Raw genomic sequence first — 16,082 nt, forward strand, 5'->3', positions numbered from 1 at the left:
CCTTAAAGGTTTAACTTCGGCATTGTTCTTTCATACTCTTCTCTTTTATGTTCGTATTGAGGCGGCAGCTGCAGCGCAGATCCGAGCTCCGATTTGTCTTCATCGACATCGAATCCCGGTTCGTCAGTCGCGAATTCAAAAACAACATGGCCTCGTTCACTTGTATAAATAGATTTAAAGTAGTTTCTGTCTCTGACTTCAGTAACACCGAAACTTTTGCCTTGCAGCAATGTTTGCCATTCTTCCAGAACTTTCAGATTCGGCACAGACCACGCAATATGGTGTACTGTACCAATTCCAAAGGTGCCTCTCGGTTTTGGCGGCAATTCAGTAATGATGTGATGCTTCTCCTCGCCGGCTGTTTCGAAGTGGTAGTTTCTTTCATTTATATTCAGCTCATTTAAGCCCATCGTACGTACAAGCAGTTCTTTCGTACCGTCCGGGTTCCCCGACAGTAATACAGCACCATGAAAACCGGTAATATTTTTCTTATCAGCCTCTTTCTCGCCTTCAACTAAAGCAAGTTCCAGGCCGTGGACATCATCGAACTGAAGAGTATCCTGTCCGAACAGCTGAGTGATTTCAGTTGTTATGTTTTGCTCTTTCAAATGATTATTCCATTCAGTCATGCTGCCTTTAGGAATTCTGAAAGCAATTCTGCCGACCTGGCCGCTGCCTTTTACTCCCGGTCTGTCGACCACCCAGTTAAAGAAAGTAATAATCGTCCCCGGACTGCCGTTATAATCTCCAAAATATAAATGATAAACTCCTGGATCATCAAAGTTAACTGTCTGCTTAACGAGTCTTAAACCGAGTACATCTCTGTAAAATTTTATATTTTCATTCGGATCCCCGACAATTGCGGTAATATGATGAATTCTTTTAATTGCTTCCATTTACGGTTTCCCCTTTATTATTTATTTCTTCTCGTATCAAACGGTCTGATTGCAGCTTCAATTTGTGCACGTTTTGGTTCCAGGAATGGAGGCAGGGCCAGACTTTCGCCTAATGTTTCATAAGGCTCGTCGCCCATGAATCCCGGCCCGTCTGTAGACAGTTCAATCAAAATGTGACCGATACGCGCGTATAATGCTTCAAAATAAAAACGGTCTACCAGTCCTGAATTGCCAAGTCCCATCTTGCGGTATTTTTCTTCCCATGCTGCAAGTGCCGCATGATCTTCCACTCTGAATGATACATGGTGAACTTCACCGTAGCCCTGACGTCCTTCAGCACCTTCATCTCTACGAAGGATTACCTGGCCGCCGTTGCCGCCTGCTCCGACGTTTAACAGCGTTACGTTGTTTTCTTCAATAATCGGTTTCATGCCGTATACATCCTGAAGTAATTTTTTAAAATCATCGTAATAGCTTACGGTAATTTCAATCGGTCCAAGACCGTAGACTGCTTTATCTTCAGGTACAGGACCATTTTTCCATGGTTTACCTGGTGCCACCCCTTCGTTGTTTTCATCAGAGAATAACTGATATCTCTGGCCATCTGTTTCTTCAAAAGGCAGTACCTTTTTACCAAACAGTTCTTGAATACCACCATGTTTAACATTATTTTCTTCAAAACGGTTTAAATAATATTCTAAAGCTGCATCATCAGGGACTCTGAGACCGGTTCTTGAAATAGAGTTTGTGCCTCTCAGCCCTTTAGGATTATTTGGGAAGTCAAAGAATGTCATATCAGTGCCCGGTGATCCTTCGTCATCTGCAAAAAACGTATGATACGTCTGAATATCATCCTGGTTCACTGTTTTCTTGACTAAACGCATACCGACAACTTCTGTCATAAATTTATAATTTCTCATCGCATTGTCTGTCATTGCTGTAACGTGGTGAATTCCTTTTAAGTTTTCATTAGTCATAATATATTCCTCCGGTTTTTATTTAAGCAGACCTTCTGCGTGCAGACCGATCCGTTTCAATAAATTAATCGCATCTTGAACTTCATCGTCATTCCACTCATCAAATATCGTATTGATAAGAGCCTCCTGTTCTACGACTCTTGTATCCATATACTGCCTACCATCATCTGTAATGCATGCAAACATTACTCTTCTGTCTTCAGGACAGGGACTTCTGTATAAAAAACCTTTCTTTTCAAGCTTATCTATAACGTAGGTAATACTGCCGCCGCCCATCAGTATTTTTTTGCCGATGGACTGGATAGGCTGATCTCCTTTGTGATACAGCAATTCCATCACCGCATATTCATTAAGGTTAATTTCTTTCTTTAAAAAATCCTGTTTAATAAGTTTCTGTACGGATTGCGAGGACTTTATAAAAACAGTAAATGCTTTTATACGTGCTTCTTTTTCATTCATGTCTGCACCTCCTTCAATTATTTCAGTTTTAAGTATATTAAATTTAAACTATATATAGTATAATACTTAGATTCCGAAATATCAATCGTTATTTATTCCTTTGATATACTGTATGTTATCTGAATATTTATTGTATTCTAATAATAGTTGTGCTAATGTTATGAAAAAATTACTTTTCTATATAAAGAGGGTTTGAAATGATTGCACTGAGAGAATTAACGACGATAAAAGATCTTGAACAGCTTGAAAAAATAGAACGGAATGTCTGGCATATGCCGCCGCTGCCAATACATCAAACGCTGACAGCAGTTAAAAACGGAGGCATAATTATCGGTGCCTTTGACAAGAAGGAAATTATAGGCTTCAGTTACGGTTTTGCCGGTTTTAAAGATAGTCAAACATATCTTTGCTCCCATATGCTCGGGATAGAAGAAGAATATCGTTCCAAAAAAATAGGGGAACAGCTAAAAAGACAGCAGCAGGAAATAGCGATTAGAAAAGGCTATTCAGAAATACACTGGACATACGATCCGCTGGAAACACGTAATGCATATTTGAATTTAACTAAGCTGAAGGGTATATGCTCTGTTTACATGGAGAATGCTTACGGAGAGATGAAAGACGGTTTGAACAAAGGACTGCCATCCGACCGTTTCGAAGTTCACTGGCATATATCAAGCGAGCATGTTAGAGAAGCTGAAACTGTAAATTACAAAAATGCAGTGCCGCTCAACGAAGTAAATATTAACAATAGTCTTCCTTCCTGCACTGTGTTTCACGAGGAACAATTGACCGAGGATATTTACGGCTTTGAAGTTCCTAAGGATTTCCAGCATATAAAATCTGAAAATCAGGAAATTGCAATGGAATGGAGAATGCTGACCCGAAAGATATTTCAGGATCTTTTTAGAGCGGGATATGCTGCAGTACATTTAATTCCCGGGAAATATACTGCAACCTACATATTTGTAAAAGAGAATACATTAAATCTTGGAGGACGTAAATAATGAAAATTGAACATATCGTTATCAGACATTTGGAAATGGATATGAAAGCACCATTCACCACCAGTTTTGGAACATTTGACAAAAAAGAGTTTTTACTTCTTGAAGCAATTGATGCGGATGGAACAATCGGCTGGGGTGAATCGGTAGCGTTCAATGTGCCTTTCTACAGTGAAGAAACAGTAAAGACGAACTGGCATATGCTGGAGGACTTTTTAATCCCGCTTATTTTACATAAGGAAATCATCCATCCAAGTGAAGTTAATGAGATTTTCTCAGCTATCCGCAAAAATAATATGGCTAAGTCTGCTCTGGAAGGTGCAATTTGGGATATTTACTCTCAGCAGACAAATCAGTCATTAGCTCATGCTCTTGGCGGCACAAGAAAAAATATCGATGTCGGCATCAGTATCGGCATCCAAAATTCTATTGAAGAACTTGTGGACATCGTGGCCGGTTTCGTTAAGGAAGGCTATAAACGCATCAAAGTTAAAATTAAACCGGACTGGGACGTAGAAGTGATGCGCACGCTGCGTAAAACTTTTCCTGATGTTGCATTTATGGCTGATGCTAATTCTGCTTACAGGCTGGCAGATACTGAGTTATTAAAACAACTGGACGACTTTGATTTAATGATGATTGAACAGCCTCTCGCTTCAGATGACATTATCGACCATGCTCAGTTGCAACAGGAACTGGCAACAGCGATCTGTCTCGATGAAAGTATTCACTCCCTTGAAGATGCAAGAAAAGCTGTAGAGCTCGGCAGTACTAAAATTATCAATATTAAAATCGGACGTGTCGGCGGTTTAACTGAAGCTGTTAAAATTCACGATTACTGCAAGGAAAATAATATTCCTGTCTGGTGCGGAGGCATGCTTGAATCCGGTGTTGGAAGAGCACATAACGTTGCACTGACCACTCTTGAAAACTTCACTTTACCGGGTGATACAGCCAGTTCCAGCCGCTACTTTGAAAAAGATATTATCGAACCTGAAGTCATCGCAGAAAATGGTTCTATCGAGGTCCCGGAAACTGCAGGCATCGGTTATACAGTTAATCGCGATACTGTTGAATCCTACACCGTTGCAAAGAAAGAATATAAATAAAACAAAGGAACGATTACTATGAAAAAAAGTTTCCAGATAGGAAGTGCCTTTGTCGGTCTCATTGTCGGTGCAGGTTTTGCTTCTGGGCAGGAAGTCATGCAGTACTTTACCAGTTTTGGGATATGGGGAACAGCCGGAGGAATTGTTACAACGTTGCTGTTTATTTTTCTCGGCTACACCTTCGCCAAGCTTGGCACGAACTTAAGAGCCAATTCCCACAAGACAGTACTGTACTACATAGGCGGGAAATTCATCGGCCCTATACTTGATATTGTTATTACATTCTTCCTGTTTGGCGTCGCGGTAGTGATGTTTGCCGGTGCAGGATCAACCTTTAACCAGATGTTCGGTATTACTGCTGTAGCTGGAAGCATTATTATGGCAATTTCTGTCATTCTGACATTGCTTCTTAATACCAATAAAATAATGAGTATCATTGCTACTATTACACCTTATTTAATCGCTGTTATTTTTGTGATTTTGATTTATTCTATTTTTTCAATGGATTTATCACTTGCTGAAGCTGATGAGTTGGCAAAACAGCAGCCGTCAGCAGCATCAAATTGGCTGTTAGGGGCATTTCTATATGTATCTTATAACTTAGCTGCAGGAGCAGCACTTCTTATTATTATGACGGGAAATGAGAAAGACAAAAAAGCTGCCGGCATGGGCGGAGTGCTCGGCGGACTGATGCTCGGTATACTGATTATCCTGATTCATATCGGTATGTTTGCACGCATTGATGTCGTAGCCGGAAAAGATATGCCCACTCTGGAACTCGCCAATCAGATACATCCTGTAATCGGTCTGCTGACAGCTGTTGCACTGCTTGGTATGATTTATAATACTGCTGTTGGAATGCTGTACTCATTTACCGTGCGTTTTATAGCACCTGAAAGTAAATCTTATCATCCTGCCGTCATTGGTATCGGCATACTCGGTTTTATTGCGAGTCTTATTGGCTTCACAACACTTGTCGGCAGTGTTTACGTAGTAATGGGTTACCTTGGGTTTGTTCTGATTATCCTCGCTGTTGCCGCCTGGCTACGGAAGCCGCAAAACAATTAATCATTAAGGGAGGACTTTTCACACATGATAAATGAATTAGTGAAAGATTATAATACTACGTTAAATTACGACGGGGTTGATGGCAGAAGGCTCGCTGAGAGACTCGATGCAATCTCAAAAATTGGTGTACTTCCAACAGGCGGTGTCAGCCGTCAGGGGTTCTCGCGGGAGGAAAAAGAGGCTAAGGAATTAGTTGCAGGCTGGATGAAAGATGCCGGACTTACTGTGGAAACTGATGCTGCGGGCAATATTTTCGGCAGGCTTAAGGGTAAAGATAATTCTCAATCTATTGCTTCCGGCTCACATATAGATACGGTTCCTGCAGGCGGAAATTTCGACGGCGTTCTCGGTGTGCTGGCTGCATTGGAAGTCGCAGAAGCGTGGAAGTCATCTGGCTACATTCCTAAAAAATCATACGAAGTTGTAATTTTTTCTGATGAGGAAGGGGCCAGGTTTTCGAGCGGCGTATTCGGCAGCCGGTCCTATATGGGACTCGTTGATGATGAATTGATTGCTTCACTCAGAGACAATGAAGGTTTAAACCTGGAAGAAGTTCTCAGGCAATACGGTTCTTCTTTGGCTGAATACAAAAAGATTCAGCAGCGCGACTGGATTTTCTTTGCAGAAGCACATATTGAGCAGGGTAAATTGCTCGAAAAAAACAATCTCCCGGTCGGAATCGTTAATGGTATTGCAGGACAGGCATGGCTTGAAGTTGAATTTAAAGGACTGGCTGGACATGCCGGCAACACACCGATGAACGACAGACAGGATGCGCTGGTTGCTGCGGGACGCTTCATCAGTGAACTGGAAGAAATTCCAAAACTGGTAAGCGATACCGCTGTTGCAACAGTAGGTAAAATGGCCGTTTTTCCTAACGGTGCCAACGTTATTCCTGAATCGGTTAAGATGATTGTTGATATACGCGATATCCATGAAGATACTCGTGATACACTGCTGAAACTCGTTACAGAACGTGCAAACAGTATTGCTGAAGAACGGAATATCGGTGTTACAGTGAGCGGTACATCCCGCGTCAAACCTGTACCTGTTGACGAAGTATATAAACAGGAGCTTCATGATATTTTAAATGAATTAAGTATAGAATCGATGGAATTGCCGAGTGGGGCCGGCCACGATTCTATGAATATCGGCCTTACATTGCCCGTCGCAATGATTTTTGCCCGCAGTAAAGATGGTATCAGTCATAATCCTAAAGAGTGGACCAGTCTAAATGACTGCGTGACGACCGTTCATGTATTAAAAAAATTCTTAGAAAAACAAATGAATAAATAAATTAAAAAATTACTGCCGCTCTGATTTAAGCGGCAGTAATTTTTATTTTCCTGTATTTTTGAACTGTAAAATTCGTTCGCCAATTTCATCTCTGACTCTTTGAAACTCCTGCCATTCTTTACCTGCCGGGTCATCAAATCCCCAATGAGCTTTAGTCACATGAGCTGGGAGCACGGGACAGTTCTGATCCGCATCGCTGCACAATGTAACAACGAGGTCAGATGCATTGAGAATATCTTTTTGAATTAAATCTGATGTATTGTTGCTGATGTCAATGTTGATTTCAGCCAATGCCTCAATTGCTTTCGGATTCACACCATGCGCTTCTATTCCGCCAGAATACACATTCCATTCTTCTCCGAGAATCTCCTTACCAAGTCCTTCAGCCATCTGACTGCGGCAAGCGTTGCCTGTACATACAAAGTATATTGTTTTTTTAGTCATAACTATCCCTCACTTAAAATATTAATAACGTAAAGTATAATCCGAGCAGTGTCATAATAAGTACTGGAGGCGTTATTAGTATTCCAATTTTAAAATATGTCCCCCAAGATATTTTCATATCTTTTTTAGCTAGCACATGCAGCCACAGCAGCGTTGCAAGTGAACCGATAGGCGTTATTTTTGGTCCTAAATCAGAACCGATTATGTTCGCATAGATCAGACCTTCTTTAATAACATCCTGAGTCCCGGTTTCGCTGATTGCTATCGCGTTAATCATCACTGTCGGCATGTTATTCATGACCGACGACAGAATTGCCGCGATTGCACCCATGCCCATAACAGTGGCTAAGAGTCCGTATTCAGTCATTGCGACAATAGAATCTGCAAGCAGATCCGTCAGGCCTGCATTTCTCAAACCGAAAACAACGACGTACATACCGATTGAAAAGACAACGATATTCCACGGTGCACCTTTGATCACACGTGATACACTGACCGCTTCTGATTTACGTGCCAGTACCAGAAAGACAAGCGCAATAGCTCCCGCGATAAACGACACAGGCACCGCGATAAATTCACTCAGAAGGTAGCCAACTAAGAGCATGATCAGTACTATCCAAGATATTTTAAACAATTTTTTATCTTTAATAGCTTCATGCGGCAGTTTCAAACTACTGTCATCGAAAGTATCCGGAATCGATTTTCTGAAGAAGAGCCATAACACCAGAATACTTGAGACAAGTGAAAAGATATTAGGGATAATCATATGCAGAAAATATTCTATAAATCCGATATTAAAGTAGTCAGCCGACACGATATTCACCAGATTGCTGACAATCAGCGGAAGCGATGTCGTGTCCGCTATAAAACCGCTGGCTATAACAAATGGGAAAATCACTTTTTCCTTAAAGTTTAAATTCCGGACCATCGCCAGTACAATCGGTGTCAGAATTAATGCTGCACCGTCATTTGCAAAGAATGCTGCAACGACAGAACCGAGCAGCGCTATGTAGATAAACATTTTAAGACTGCTGCCGTTTGAGGCTTTAACCATGTGTCGTGCCGACCATTCAAAGAATCCTATTTCATCCAGTATTAATGAAATCAGTATTACAGCGACAAACGTCAATGTCGCATTCCAAACGATCCCTGTCACTTCTATAATATCTCCGAATGATACAACACCCGTTATTACGGCAAGTACCGCGCCGACCATTGCCGTAATACCGATATCGAGCCCTCTCGGCTGCCAGATTACAAATATTAAAGTAATAATAAATATACTTACCGCCAGTATCGTCATTAGCAAATACCTTTTTTCATAGCTTGACATGCACAATATTCGCTAGATGAGTTAATAATTTGAAGCTGGTTTTCTATTTTACTCATCGTCTCGTGATTGAGCTCATACATTACTTTATTACCATCTTTTCTTTTCGTAACAAAATCACTGTTTACCAGAACTTTCATATGGTGACTCAAAGTAGGCTGGGAAAACTTAAAATACTCTAGTAAATCACAACCGCATAGTTCATCACACGATAATAAATCGAGTATTTCAAGACGGCTTGGATCCGCTATAATTTTTAATAATGAAGCTGTTTCGCCATAATTCATAAATATACCTCCGTAATTTATATATAGATTAACATCTATATAGATTGAGGTCTATTATATTATTTTCTTTTTTGATACATCGTATAGACGGTGCCGCCATGTGATGGAGATATATTTAATTGGATTTCAAACTTTTGACAAATATTCTCTATGACTGTATTTCCGGTTTTGTTAGCGGCCTCGGACTTATCAAAGCCCTTGCCATAATCTTTAATAATCAATTGATTATCTATAATAATATCCAGTTGATTAGTATGAGAATGTCTGAAGATATTAGATATAATATTTTCAAGTAAACGTTCAATCCATAAATCGTCCGCCGTCCATTTTAAAATTATTTTACGCTCAATATTTACCTCAACCTGATTTTTATTAAGCAGATAAAACCATTTCTCCATTGTCTTATCTATCAATCCATTCAATTCAACTTCCTTTTTGAAAACATAGTAGTTATTAATATCAAATAATGCTTGACTTGAAATAGTGTTCACTAACTTACTGATATAATCAACTTTACTGTAGAGAACACCGGCCTCATCCTGCGGAATACCATGTTCTTGATTATACAAGTAAAGCTCCAGATTCAGGGCATTCAAGGGGGTATTTATGTCATGAGATAACTGTTTTAAATACTCTCTTCTTAAATCCTCCATCTGAGAAATTTCCAACTCTTTCGCTCTTAGTCTGTCAATCAGTGTATTAATAGAATGTGCAAGCTGATTGAGTTCATCTTCACTGTCATTCATCACTTCTAATTTGTCAGGAAAATCAGCATCTCCTGCAATTTTTTTAACGGTTTTCTCCATCTCAGTAACTCTTTCAATAACTCTCTTAAAATATCTCGCTCCCAGGAACATTAGACTAAATAAGATAGCAAAAAACATCAGATAAAAATAAGAAGTAATAATGCTTCCTTGAAAGGATTCATCTATATTCAATATTGCTGTAATCCATTGATGTCCGAAGAACACCATATATCCCAAAACGATAAAAACTAGTGGAATCGCTGCAATACTTATACTAATCATGAAATAGAATTTATAAAGCAGGCTTCTATTTTTCATGATAATTCATCCTATATCCAACACCATGAATTGTAGTAATTATCTTGTTATTTTCATCTCCGATTTTATACCTGATTTTTTTGATATATACATTGAGCGTATTATCAAAAGCATCTCCATCCGGCCAAACATATTCAAGAATTTGCGATTTGGTCAAAGTCTTATTTATATTAGCAAAAAGGTAAAAAAACAAACGATTTTCCGTTCTCGTTAAAGTAATTAAATTTAGACTGCTGTCGTATATTTCGAAATGCTCCGGAGATACTGTGAGTCCAAATAGAGTTACAAACTCTTTCTTGTAAAATCTTTCTGCTATATTCTCAATTCGGGAAATGAGTTCGAAGGGATGAAATGGTTTAGTAACATAATCGTCGCCCGAACGCAGTCCGACTATTTTACTGTCTATATCATTTCTTGCAGTCAAAAAAATGATAGGAATATCAACGTGCTGATTAATATACTCACTAATGGACAGCCCATCGTCAAACGGCAGCATAATATCGAGAAGGATAATGTGTATGTTAGCAAGATCTTCTAATACATTTTCACCTGTATGATTTAAATACACATTGGCACCTTCAGCTTCAAGAATTTTACTTAAATTTTTGGCAGAGCTGATATCATCTTCAACGATTAGAATATTATAATTTTTCATACATCAATCCCCAGTTCTCTCATTTATACAAGAAAGTTTATCAAAACTAGAAATACAATTAAACATAAAAAAGCGGTTAAACCAGAGATATTGGCTAATCTGAAACTTCTATGTTCAGGACTTTTAGTGATTATTTCCAGAGCCAGTAAACTCAGTGAAGCTAACGCTAACAACACCATTGAAATACCTAAGATCGTAGTTAATGTTTCCATATTTATCATCCTCTATTCATGTATTTTAAATTTTTTATAAGCTAAAAAGTAAAGGGATAAAGTTGTTATAACTGTAATCAGAAAACCCGTTAGTGTATGAATCAACGGTTTATCATAATAAAAGCTGCTATCTAAAAGTAAATGACCGATTCTATAGCCTAAAGTTGCCGGCAACAGGTAGGAGAATGGCGCCGCTATTAAAATCATTGAAATAATCGTAAACACTATGCCTGCAGTAAAAGAAATAATAATATTTTTTGTCATATTAATAATGAACAGTGTGAAGGCACCTACACTTACAATGATAAAAATATTCAGTGATATAAATGATAATGAAATTCTTCCAAGTGTCAGTAATCCTGCATTGTTAAAAGCATAAAAAATTATAATTATAAATAAATTAACTAACATAAGTTGAAGTGAAATCAGCAGGAAGGCCAGCACTTTTGAGTTGAAAAGTTTAAATTTATTCTTATCGTATGACAGCCATGCTAACAAAGTCCGATTAGTATATTCCATATAAAATAATGATGCAGCAATGACACTTGTGATAATTGGCAAAAGCATTAAGTACTGGTTGTATAATCTAAAATAAAGACCGTTCTTTAAACTTAAATTATCATCATTTATATAAAAATTTATCCCGTTCATCATAAAGGGTACTAAGCTCAACATTGTGATATAAACCATAAATTTCTCATGTCTGATCTTATAAAATTCATTTTTTATATATTGAATCATAGTAACTTCATTCCTTGTATGTTCAGATTCATCACAGTCACATATAGAGACTCGAGACTATGCCTCTCGCAGTTTGAATAGAATGCTGATAATTCTTCATAATTCCCATATATCTTAAAATCGATGTCTGTTTTAAGGATATTAACCGGATGCTGGAACTGTTTTTTGAATTCTGTATCAGTTTTTTCTATAAAATTGACAGAAACTAATCCATAAGGGTCACGAGAATTAAAAAGATGACCTATGAGCACACCGTCTTTAATGAGTATAAGGGTGTCTGCAAAAGCTGTAAGTTCATGCAGCATATGACTGGAAATCACAGCAGTTCTTTCAGCAGACTTAATTTCTCTGGTAATTATTTCTCTCATATCTTTAATCCCTATAGGATCAAGACCATTTGTTGGTTCATCCAGAAGAATAATATCAGGATTATTCATCATGGCACGTATTAAACCTAATCGCTGCTTCATACCTAATGACAAATTTTTAAATTTCTTTTCTTTCTCCTCACTCAGATTGAACTTATTAAACATATGACTGAAATCTAAATCAAATAAATTTATATAAGAAGCATGAAGACTTAAATTTTCCTGACATGTAAGATTTGCGTAAAAACCAGGGTATTCTATTAAATGGCCAATAGTACTTTTCTTTAATGTGGTAACTGAACCTGAGTAAGGAACAAGATTTAAAATGGCTTTAAACAGTGTTGTTTTCCCAGAACCATTTGGACCAAGTAAACCGTATATTTGTCCAGCTTTAAAATTGTAAGTTAAATCTTTTAATGTTTGCTGTTTTTTATAAGACACAGATAATTTTTGAATATCTATCATATATAATCTCCTTTCATTTCTATAAGTTAAGTATAAGAAGCAAATCTGAATTTATTATGAATAAAATTTAAAAAGGACTGGAATTTTCTCCAGTCCAGTCAGTAACAATTATTAATTTTTAAACAGTTCTTTTTCTTTCCACTTACCAAACTTATAGTAAAGGTAGGCAAAAATACTGCTGATTATAAAACTGACACCCATTCCGATACCGACACCAATTTCTCCTAAGTACGAAGCAAACAGTCCGGATAACGGATAGCGCAGTATCCAAAAGGAAATGATATTCAGAATAAGTACCTGATACATCGCTCCAGAAGCTCTGACGATACCATTCAGTACAAAGTTCAGCCCTAAAAACGGGTAGCACAGCGCTACAATTCTTAAGTAGTTTGTTCCAAACTCTACAGCCGCCTCATCCTGGATGAACATCCTTATTCCTGCTTCTGCGAATATAATAACGACAGCCGCAACGCTCAGCATTAAACCGAAATTATAAAAAGTGGCATACCGTGCGATTTGTTTCACGCGCGACCATTGCTGAATACCAATATTTTGTCCTGCCATAGCATTCACTGCCGTACCCAGAGCCATTGCCGGCAGCATAATTAAACTGTCGAGGCGCTGTGCTGCGCTGAATCCCGCTACACTGTCTGCACCAAACTGTGTAACGACACTTAATATCGCTGCCATTCCCGCGTGAATCACTCCCATTTGCAGTCCCGCTGGAATACCCAGTTTTAAAATCAGCCCGACTTCATAACGTGCCGGTAACGAAGGTATTTTAAACGGCACCAGATTGCGTTTTACTGCGAGATAAGCACTGTACAGAAATGCAATTGCTTGTGAACCCACTGTAGCGAGGGCAGCACCCTGGATACCGAGATCAAATACAATCATAAAGAGCGGTGACAGAACAGCATTCAGTATGACCGCAAGGAAGACGATTCTAAGTGGCGTCTTGCTGTCTCCAAGTGCTCTGAACACAGTATTAATAAAGTTATAGCCAAATAAGAAGAACATGCCGAGAAGGCTTATTTGAAGGTATGATGCCGCTATATCGAGAATAGCATCCGGTGTCCCTATAATCCCGAGCAAACTTTCTGCAAATATATAACCGATTACAGCAAAAACCACAGACATTACAGTCATAATAACGATAAAAGCATTTAAATAGCGCTTCAGACCTTCATCATCTTTACGACCATGCTGCTGAGATAAAATCGTCAGGGCCGCATTGTTTAATCCAAGGATGAAAGACAAGATAGTGACCAGTATTGTTGTTGCAATGGCCACAGCACCGAGCGCCTCTGCACCGAGAATATTTCCGACCCAGAGACTGTCGACGATTTGAAAGCTGGTCTGCAGTAGATTTGCCAGCATAATCGGCGCTGAAAATATAATCAGCGGCTTTAATATAGGACCGGTTGTAAAATCACTTTTCGAGCTTTTCATTTCTTCACCTGCTGATTTTTAGTTACTGTAAAACACAATGTAATATTATAAGACGAAGCAGCTGAAAAAGCTAAGTATTGGTTCTAAAATTATCGGTATATCTAGAAAAGAAAGGGTATATCAGTAACGATGTAAGAAAAAGGAGCTGTTTTTATGAAATGGGTTAAATGGGGATTGATATTCAGCTTTGGATTAATCGCCGGATTGCTTCTCTCCGGTTTGTTTGGAAATGCGTTTAACTTTTTATAAGACAAGCAAAAAAACGGCCACCAAAGTGACCGTTTTTGTTTACTCTATCGGTTCGCTGCGAATATGGAATCTGACACCTCTCGGCCCCTCCACGCTGAACATACCGCCGATGCCTTTAACAACATCAAGCGTAATTTGCGTATGCTTCCAGTATTCATACTGCTTATGGTTCATATAAAAAGGCACACCTTCTATTTCACCAAGCTGCATGTCGACATCTCCTATAATCATCATGCCTTCTTTTAGGCACATCGGACTGGAACCGTCGCAGCACCCCCCTGACTGGTGAAAAATTAAGTCTCCGTGTTCTTCTTTTAATTCTTTAATAAGTGATCTGGCCTGATCAGTCGCATAGACTTGTTCCAGTACTGCCAATTAGAAAAATCCTTTTGGTGATTCACTGTAGCTGACCAGCAGGTTTTTAGTCTGCTGATAGTGTCCAAGCATCATCTTATGGTTTTCCCGGCCAATACCACTCATTTTATAACCGCCAAATGCTGCGTGAGCAGGGTAGTCATGGTAAGTGTTTACCCATACACGGCCCGCCTGAATTGCACGTCCTAAACGATATGCTCTGTTCTGGCTGCGTGTCCATACGCCTGCGCCAAGTCCGTACAGTGTATCGTTTGCAATTTCGATTGCTTCATCGTCATCCTTGTAAGTGGCTACTGCAAGTACCGGCCCAAAAATTTCTTCCTGGAAGATGCGCATCTTATTATGGCCTTTAAAGATAGTCGGTTCGAAATAATATCCGTTTTCGATATCTCCATCGACTTCTTTTAAGTTTCCGCCTGTCAGTATTTCTGCACCTTCTTTTTTACCAATATCCAGATAAGAAGCTATTTTTTCTTTCTGTTCATTTGAAGTCTGAGCGCCCATCATCGTATCCGGATCCAGCGGATTACCGACTTTAATCTGTTCAACACGCTTGATAACACGTTCCATAAATTCATCAAAGATATCTTCATGAACAAGCGCACGTGACGGGCATGTACATACTTCTCCCTGATTAAGCGCAAACATTACCAGGCCTTCGATTGCTTTGTCAAGATATTCATCGTCTGCATCCAGAACATCTTTGGCGAAAATATTTGGTGATTTCCCGCCAAGTTCCAGCGTTACAGGAATGATATTCTGACTTGCATTCTGCATAATGATGCGTCCTGTCGTTGTTTCACCGGTAAAGGCAATCTTATTAATGCCGGTGTGTGTTGCGAGTGACTGCCCTGCTTCAGAACCGAAACCGTTAACGATATTTAAGACACCGGAAGGAAGCAGGTCTCCAATCAGTTCCGCCAGATGCAGTATCGTAGTCGGCGTCTGTTCTGCAGGTTTTAAGACGATAGAGTTGCCGGCTGCAAGAGCAGGTGCGATTTTCCACGTTGCCATAAGCAGCGGGAAATTCCAGGGAATAATCTGCCCGACGACTCCAAGCGGTTCATGATAATGGTATGCCACTGTATCGTTGTCTATTTGTGAAATACCGCCTTCCTGTCCGCGGATAACACCAGCAAAATATCTGAAATGGTCGACGACAAGGGGCAAATCGGCATTTAATGTTTCACGCACAGCTTTACCATTTTCAAAGGTTTCTAATACAGCAAGCTCTTCCAGATGTTCTTCTACACGGTCTGCAATTTTTAAAAGAATATTACTTCGCTCCGTTACAGATGTTAATCCCCACGACTTCTGCGCCTCGCGTGCTGCAGCAACTGCTTTATCGACATCTTCCTGTTTAGAACGGGGCACTTTAGACACGACTTCACCGGTTACCGGAGACTCGTTTTCAAAATACTCGCCATCTGCAGGCGGTGCCCACTCACCGCCGATGTAGTTTTCGTATTGTGTTTTAATCTTATACTTGGCGCCTTCTTTATTCGGAAATTCAAATACCATTTCTTTTCCCCCTTATTATGTTTTTGATACTTTCATTCTACCTAATAAGATCACTTAATGTAAAGGCTTTCAATTTACAGATAATTATGTTTTAAGTTTTAAAAAAGACG

Annotated in this window: 17 protein-coding genes; 4 read left to right on the forward strand and 13 right to left on the reverse strand. The window is 39.2% G+C overall.

All coding sequences use genetic code 11. The annotated features are described in order from the left end of the window. Positions 1-2 precede the first annotated feature (2 nt). Genes DFR63_RS05690 through DFR63_RS05700 form a run of 3 tightly spaced genes read right to left on the reverse strand, consistent with a single transcriptional unit; the run spans position 3 to position 2,332 of the window. The gene (locus DFR63_RS05690; protein WP_115884975.1) at positions 3-896 is read right to left on the reverse strand and encodes a VOC family protein; all 894 of its coding nucleotides are present in this window, start codon (positions 894-896) and stop codon (positions 3-5) included. Between the two features lie 17 nt (positions 897-913). Continuing rightward, entirely contained in the window at positions 914-1,873 is a 960-nt protein-coding gene (locus DFR63_RS05695; protein ID WP_115884976.1) for a ring-cleaving dioxygenase, read from the reverse strand. An 18-nt stretch (positions 1,874-1,891) separates the two neighbouring features. After that, positions 1,892-2,332, reverse strand: a complete 441-nt coding sequence (locus tag DFR63_RS05700) for a MarR family winged helix-turn-helix transcriptional regulator (protein WP_115884977.1) — start codon at positions 2,330-2,332, stop codon at positions 1,892-1,894. 197 nt (positions 2,333-2,529) lie between these two features. Between DFR63_RS05700 and DFR63_RS05705 the strand changes: the two genes are divergently transcribed. Genes DFR63_RS05705 through DFR63_RS05720 form a run of 4 tightly spaced genes read left to right on the forward strand, consistent with a single transcriptional unit; the run spans position 2,530 to position 6,809 of the window. After that, positions 2,530-3,339, forward strand: coding sequence for a GNAT family N-acetyltransferase (locus DFR63_RS05705; protein ID WP_115884978.1), 810 nt, complete (start codon positions 2,530-2,532; stop codon positions 3,337-3,339). Continuing rightward, entirely contained in the window at positions 3,339-4,445 is a 1,107-nt protein-coding gene (gene menC / locus DFR63_RS05710) for an o-succinylbenzoate synthase (RefSeq protein WP_115884979.1), read from the forward strand. The genes DFR63_RS05705 and menC overlap by 1 nt, the downstream gene beginning before the upstream one ends. Positions 4,446-4,463: 18 nt before the next feature. After that, on the forward strand, positions 4,464-5,513 hold the full coding sequence (locus tag DFR63_RS05715; RefSeq protein WP_115884980.1) for a YkvI family membrane protein: 1,050 nt from the start codon (positions 4,464-4,466) through the stop codon (positions 5,511-5,513). A gap of 24 nt (positions 5,514-5,537) precedes the next feature. Continuing rightward, positions 5,538-6,809 (forward strand): M20 family metallo-hydrolase, encoded by a 1,272-nt coding sequence (locus DFR63_RS05720; protein WP_115884981.1) that lies wholly within the window; start codon positions 5,538-5,540, stop codon positions 6,807-6,809. Between the two features lie 42 nt (positions 6,810-6,851). Here DFR63_RS05720 and arsC read toward each other — a convergent pair whose 3' ends face one another. The 10 genes from arsC to exaC all read right to left on the reverse strand — a co-directional run bounded on the left by arsC (position 6,852) and on the right by exaC (position 15,972). Then, a complete protein-coding gene (arsC, locus tag DFR63_RS05725; RefSeq protein ID WP_115884982.1) occupies positions 6,852-7,253 on the reverse strand; it encodes an arsenate reductase (thioredoxin) in 402 nt (133 codons plus the stop codon). 13 nt (positions 7,254-7,266) lie between these two features. Next, positions 7,267-8,556: an arsenite efflux transporter membrane subunit ArsB gene (gene arsB, locus DFR63_RS05730; protein ID WP_245954142.1), complete on the reverse strand. Its 1,290-nt coding sequence runs from the start codon at positions 8,554-8,556 to the stop codon at positions 7,267-7,269. Continuing rightward, entirely contained in the window at positions 8,556-8,870 is a 315-nt protein-coding gene (locus tag DFR63_RS05735; RefSeq protein WP_115884984.1) for an ArsR/SmtB family transcription factor, read from the reverse strand. The genes arsB and DFR63_RS05735 overlap by 1 nt, the downstream gene beginning before the upstream one ends. Positions 8,871-8,929: 59 nt before the next feature. After that, complete coding sequence (locus tag DFR63_RS05740) at positions 8,930-9,934, reverse strand: sensor histidine kinase (RefSeq protein ID WP_115884985.1); 1,005 nt, start codon at positions 9,932-9,934, stop codon at positions 8,930-8,932. Then, entirely contained in the window at positions 9,924-10,589 is a 666-nt protein-coding gene (locus DFR63_RS05745; RefSeq protein ID WP_115884986.1) for a response regulator transcription factor, read from the reverse strand. Before DFR63_RS05745 ends, DFR63_RS05740 begins: the two co-directional genes overlap by 11 nt. A gap of 224 nt (positions 10,590-10,813) precedes the next feature. Then, positions 10,814-11,542, reverse strand: a complete 729-nt coding sequence (locus DFR63_RS05750) for an ABC transporter permease (protein ID WP_115884987.1) — start codon at positions 11,540-11,542, stop codon at positions 10,814-10,816. Next, the gene (locus DFR63_RS05755) at positions 11,539-12,375 is read right to left on the reverse strand and encodes an ATP-binding cassette domain-containing protein (protein ID WP_115884988.1); all 837 of its coding nucleotides are present in this window, start codon (positions 12,373-12,375) and stop codon (positions 11,539-11,541) included. Before DFR63_RS05755 ends, DFR63_RS05750 begins: the two co-directional genes overlap by 4 nt. A gap of 111 nt (positions 12,376-12,486) precedes the next feature. After that, entirely contained in the window at positions 12,487-13,827 is a 1,341-nt protein-coding gene (locus tag DFR63_RS05760) for an MATE family efflux transporter (protein WP_115884989.1), read from the reverse strand. Between the two features lie 288 nt (positions 13,828-14,115). Further along, positions 14,116-14,451, reverse strand: a complete 336-nt coding sequence (locus tag DFR63_RS05765; RefSeq protein ID WP_115884990.1) for a DUF779 domain-containing protein — start codon at positions 14,449-14,451, stop codon at positions 14,116-14,118. After that, positions 14,452-15,972 carry an acetaldehyde dehydrogenase ExaC gene (gene exaC / locus DFR63_RS05770; protein WP_115884991.1) on the reverse strand — a complete coding sequence of 507 codons (1,521 nt, stop codon included), beginning with the start codon at positions 15,970-15,972 and terminating at the stop codon, positions 14,452-14,454. Positions 15,973-16,082 lie beyond the last annotated feature (110 nt).

This window comes from Jeotgalicoccus halotolerans (assembly GCF_003387165.1).
In the GTDB taxonomy this organism is placed as follows: Bacteria; Bacillota; Bacilli; order Staphylococcales; family Salinicoccaceae; genus Jeotgalicoccus; species Jeotgalicoccus halotolerans.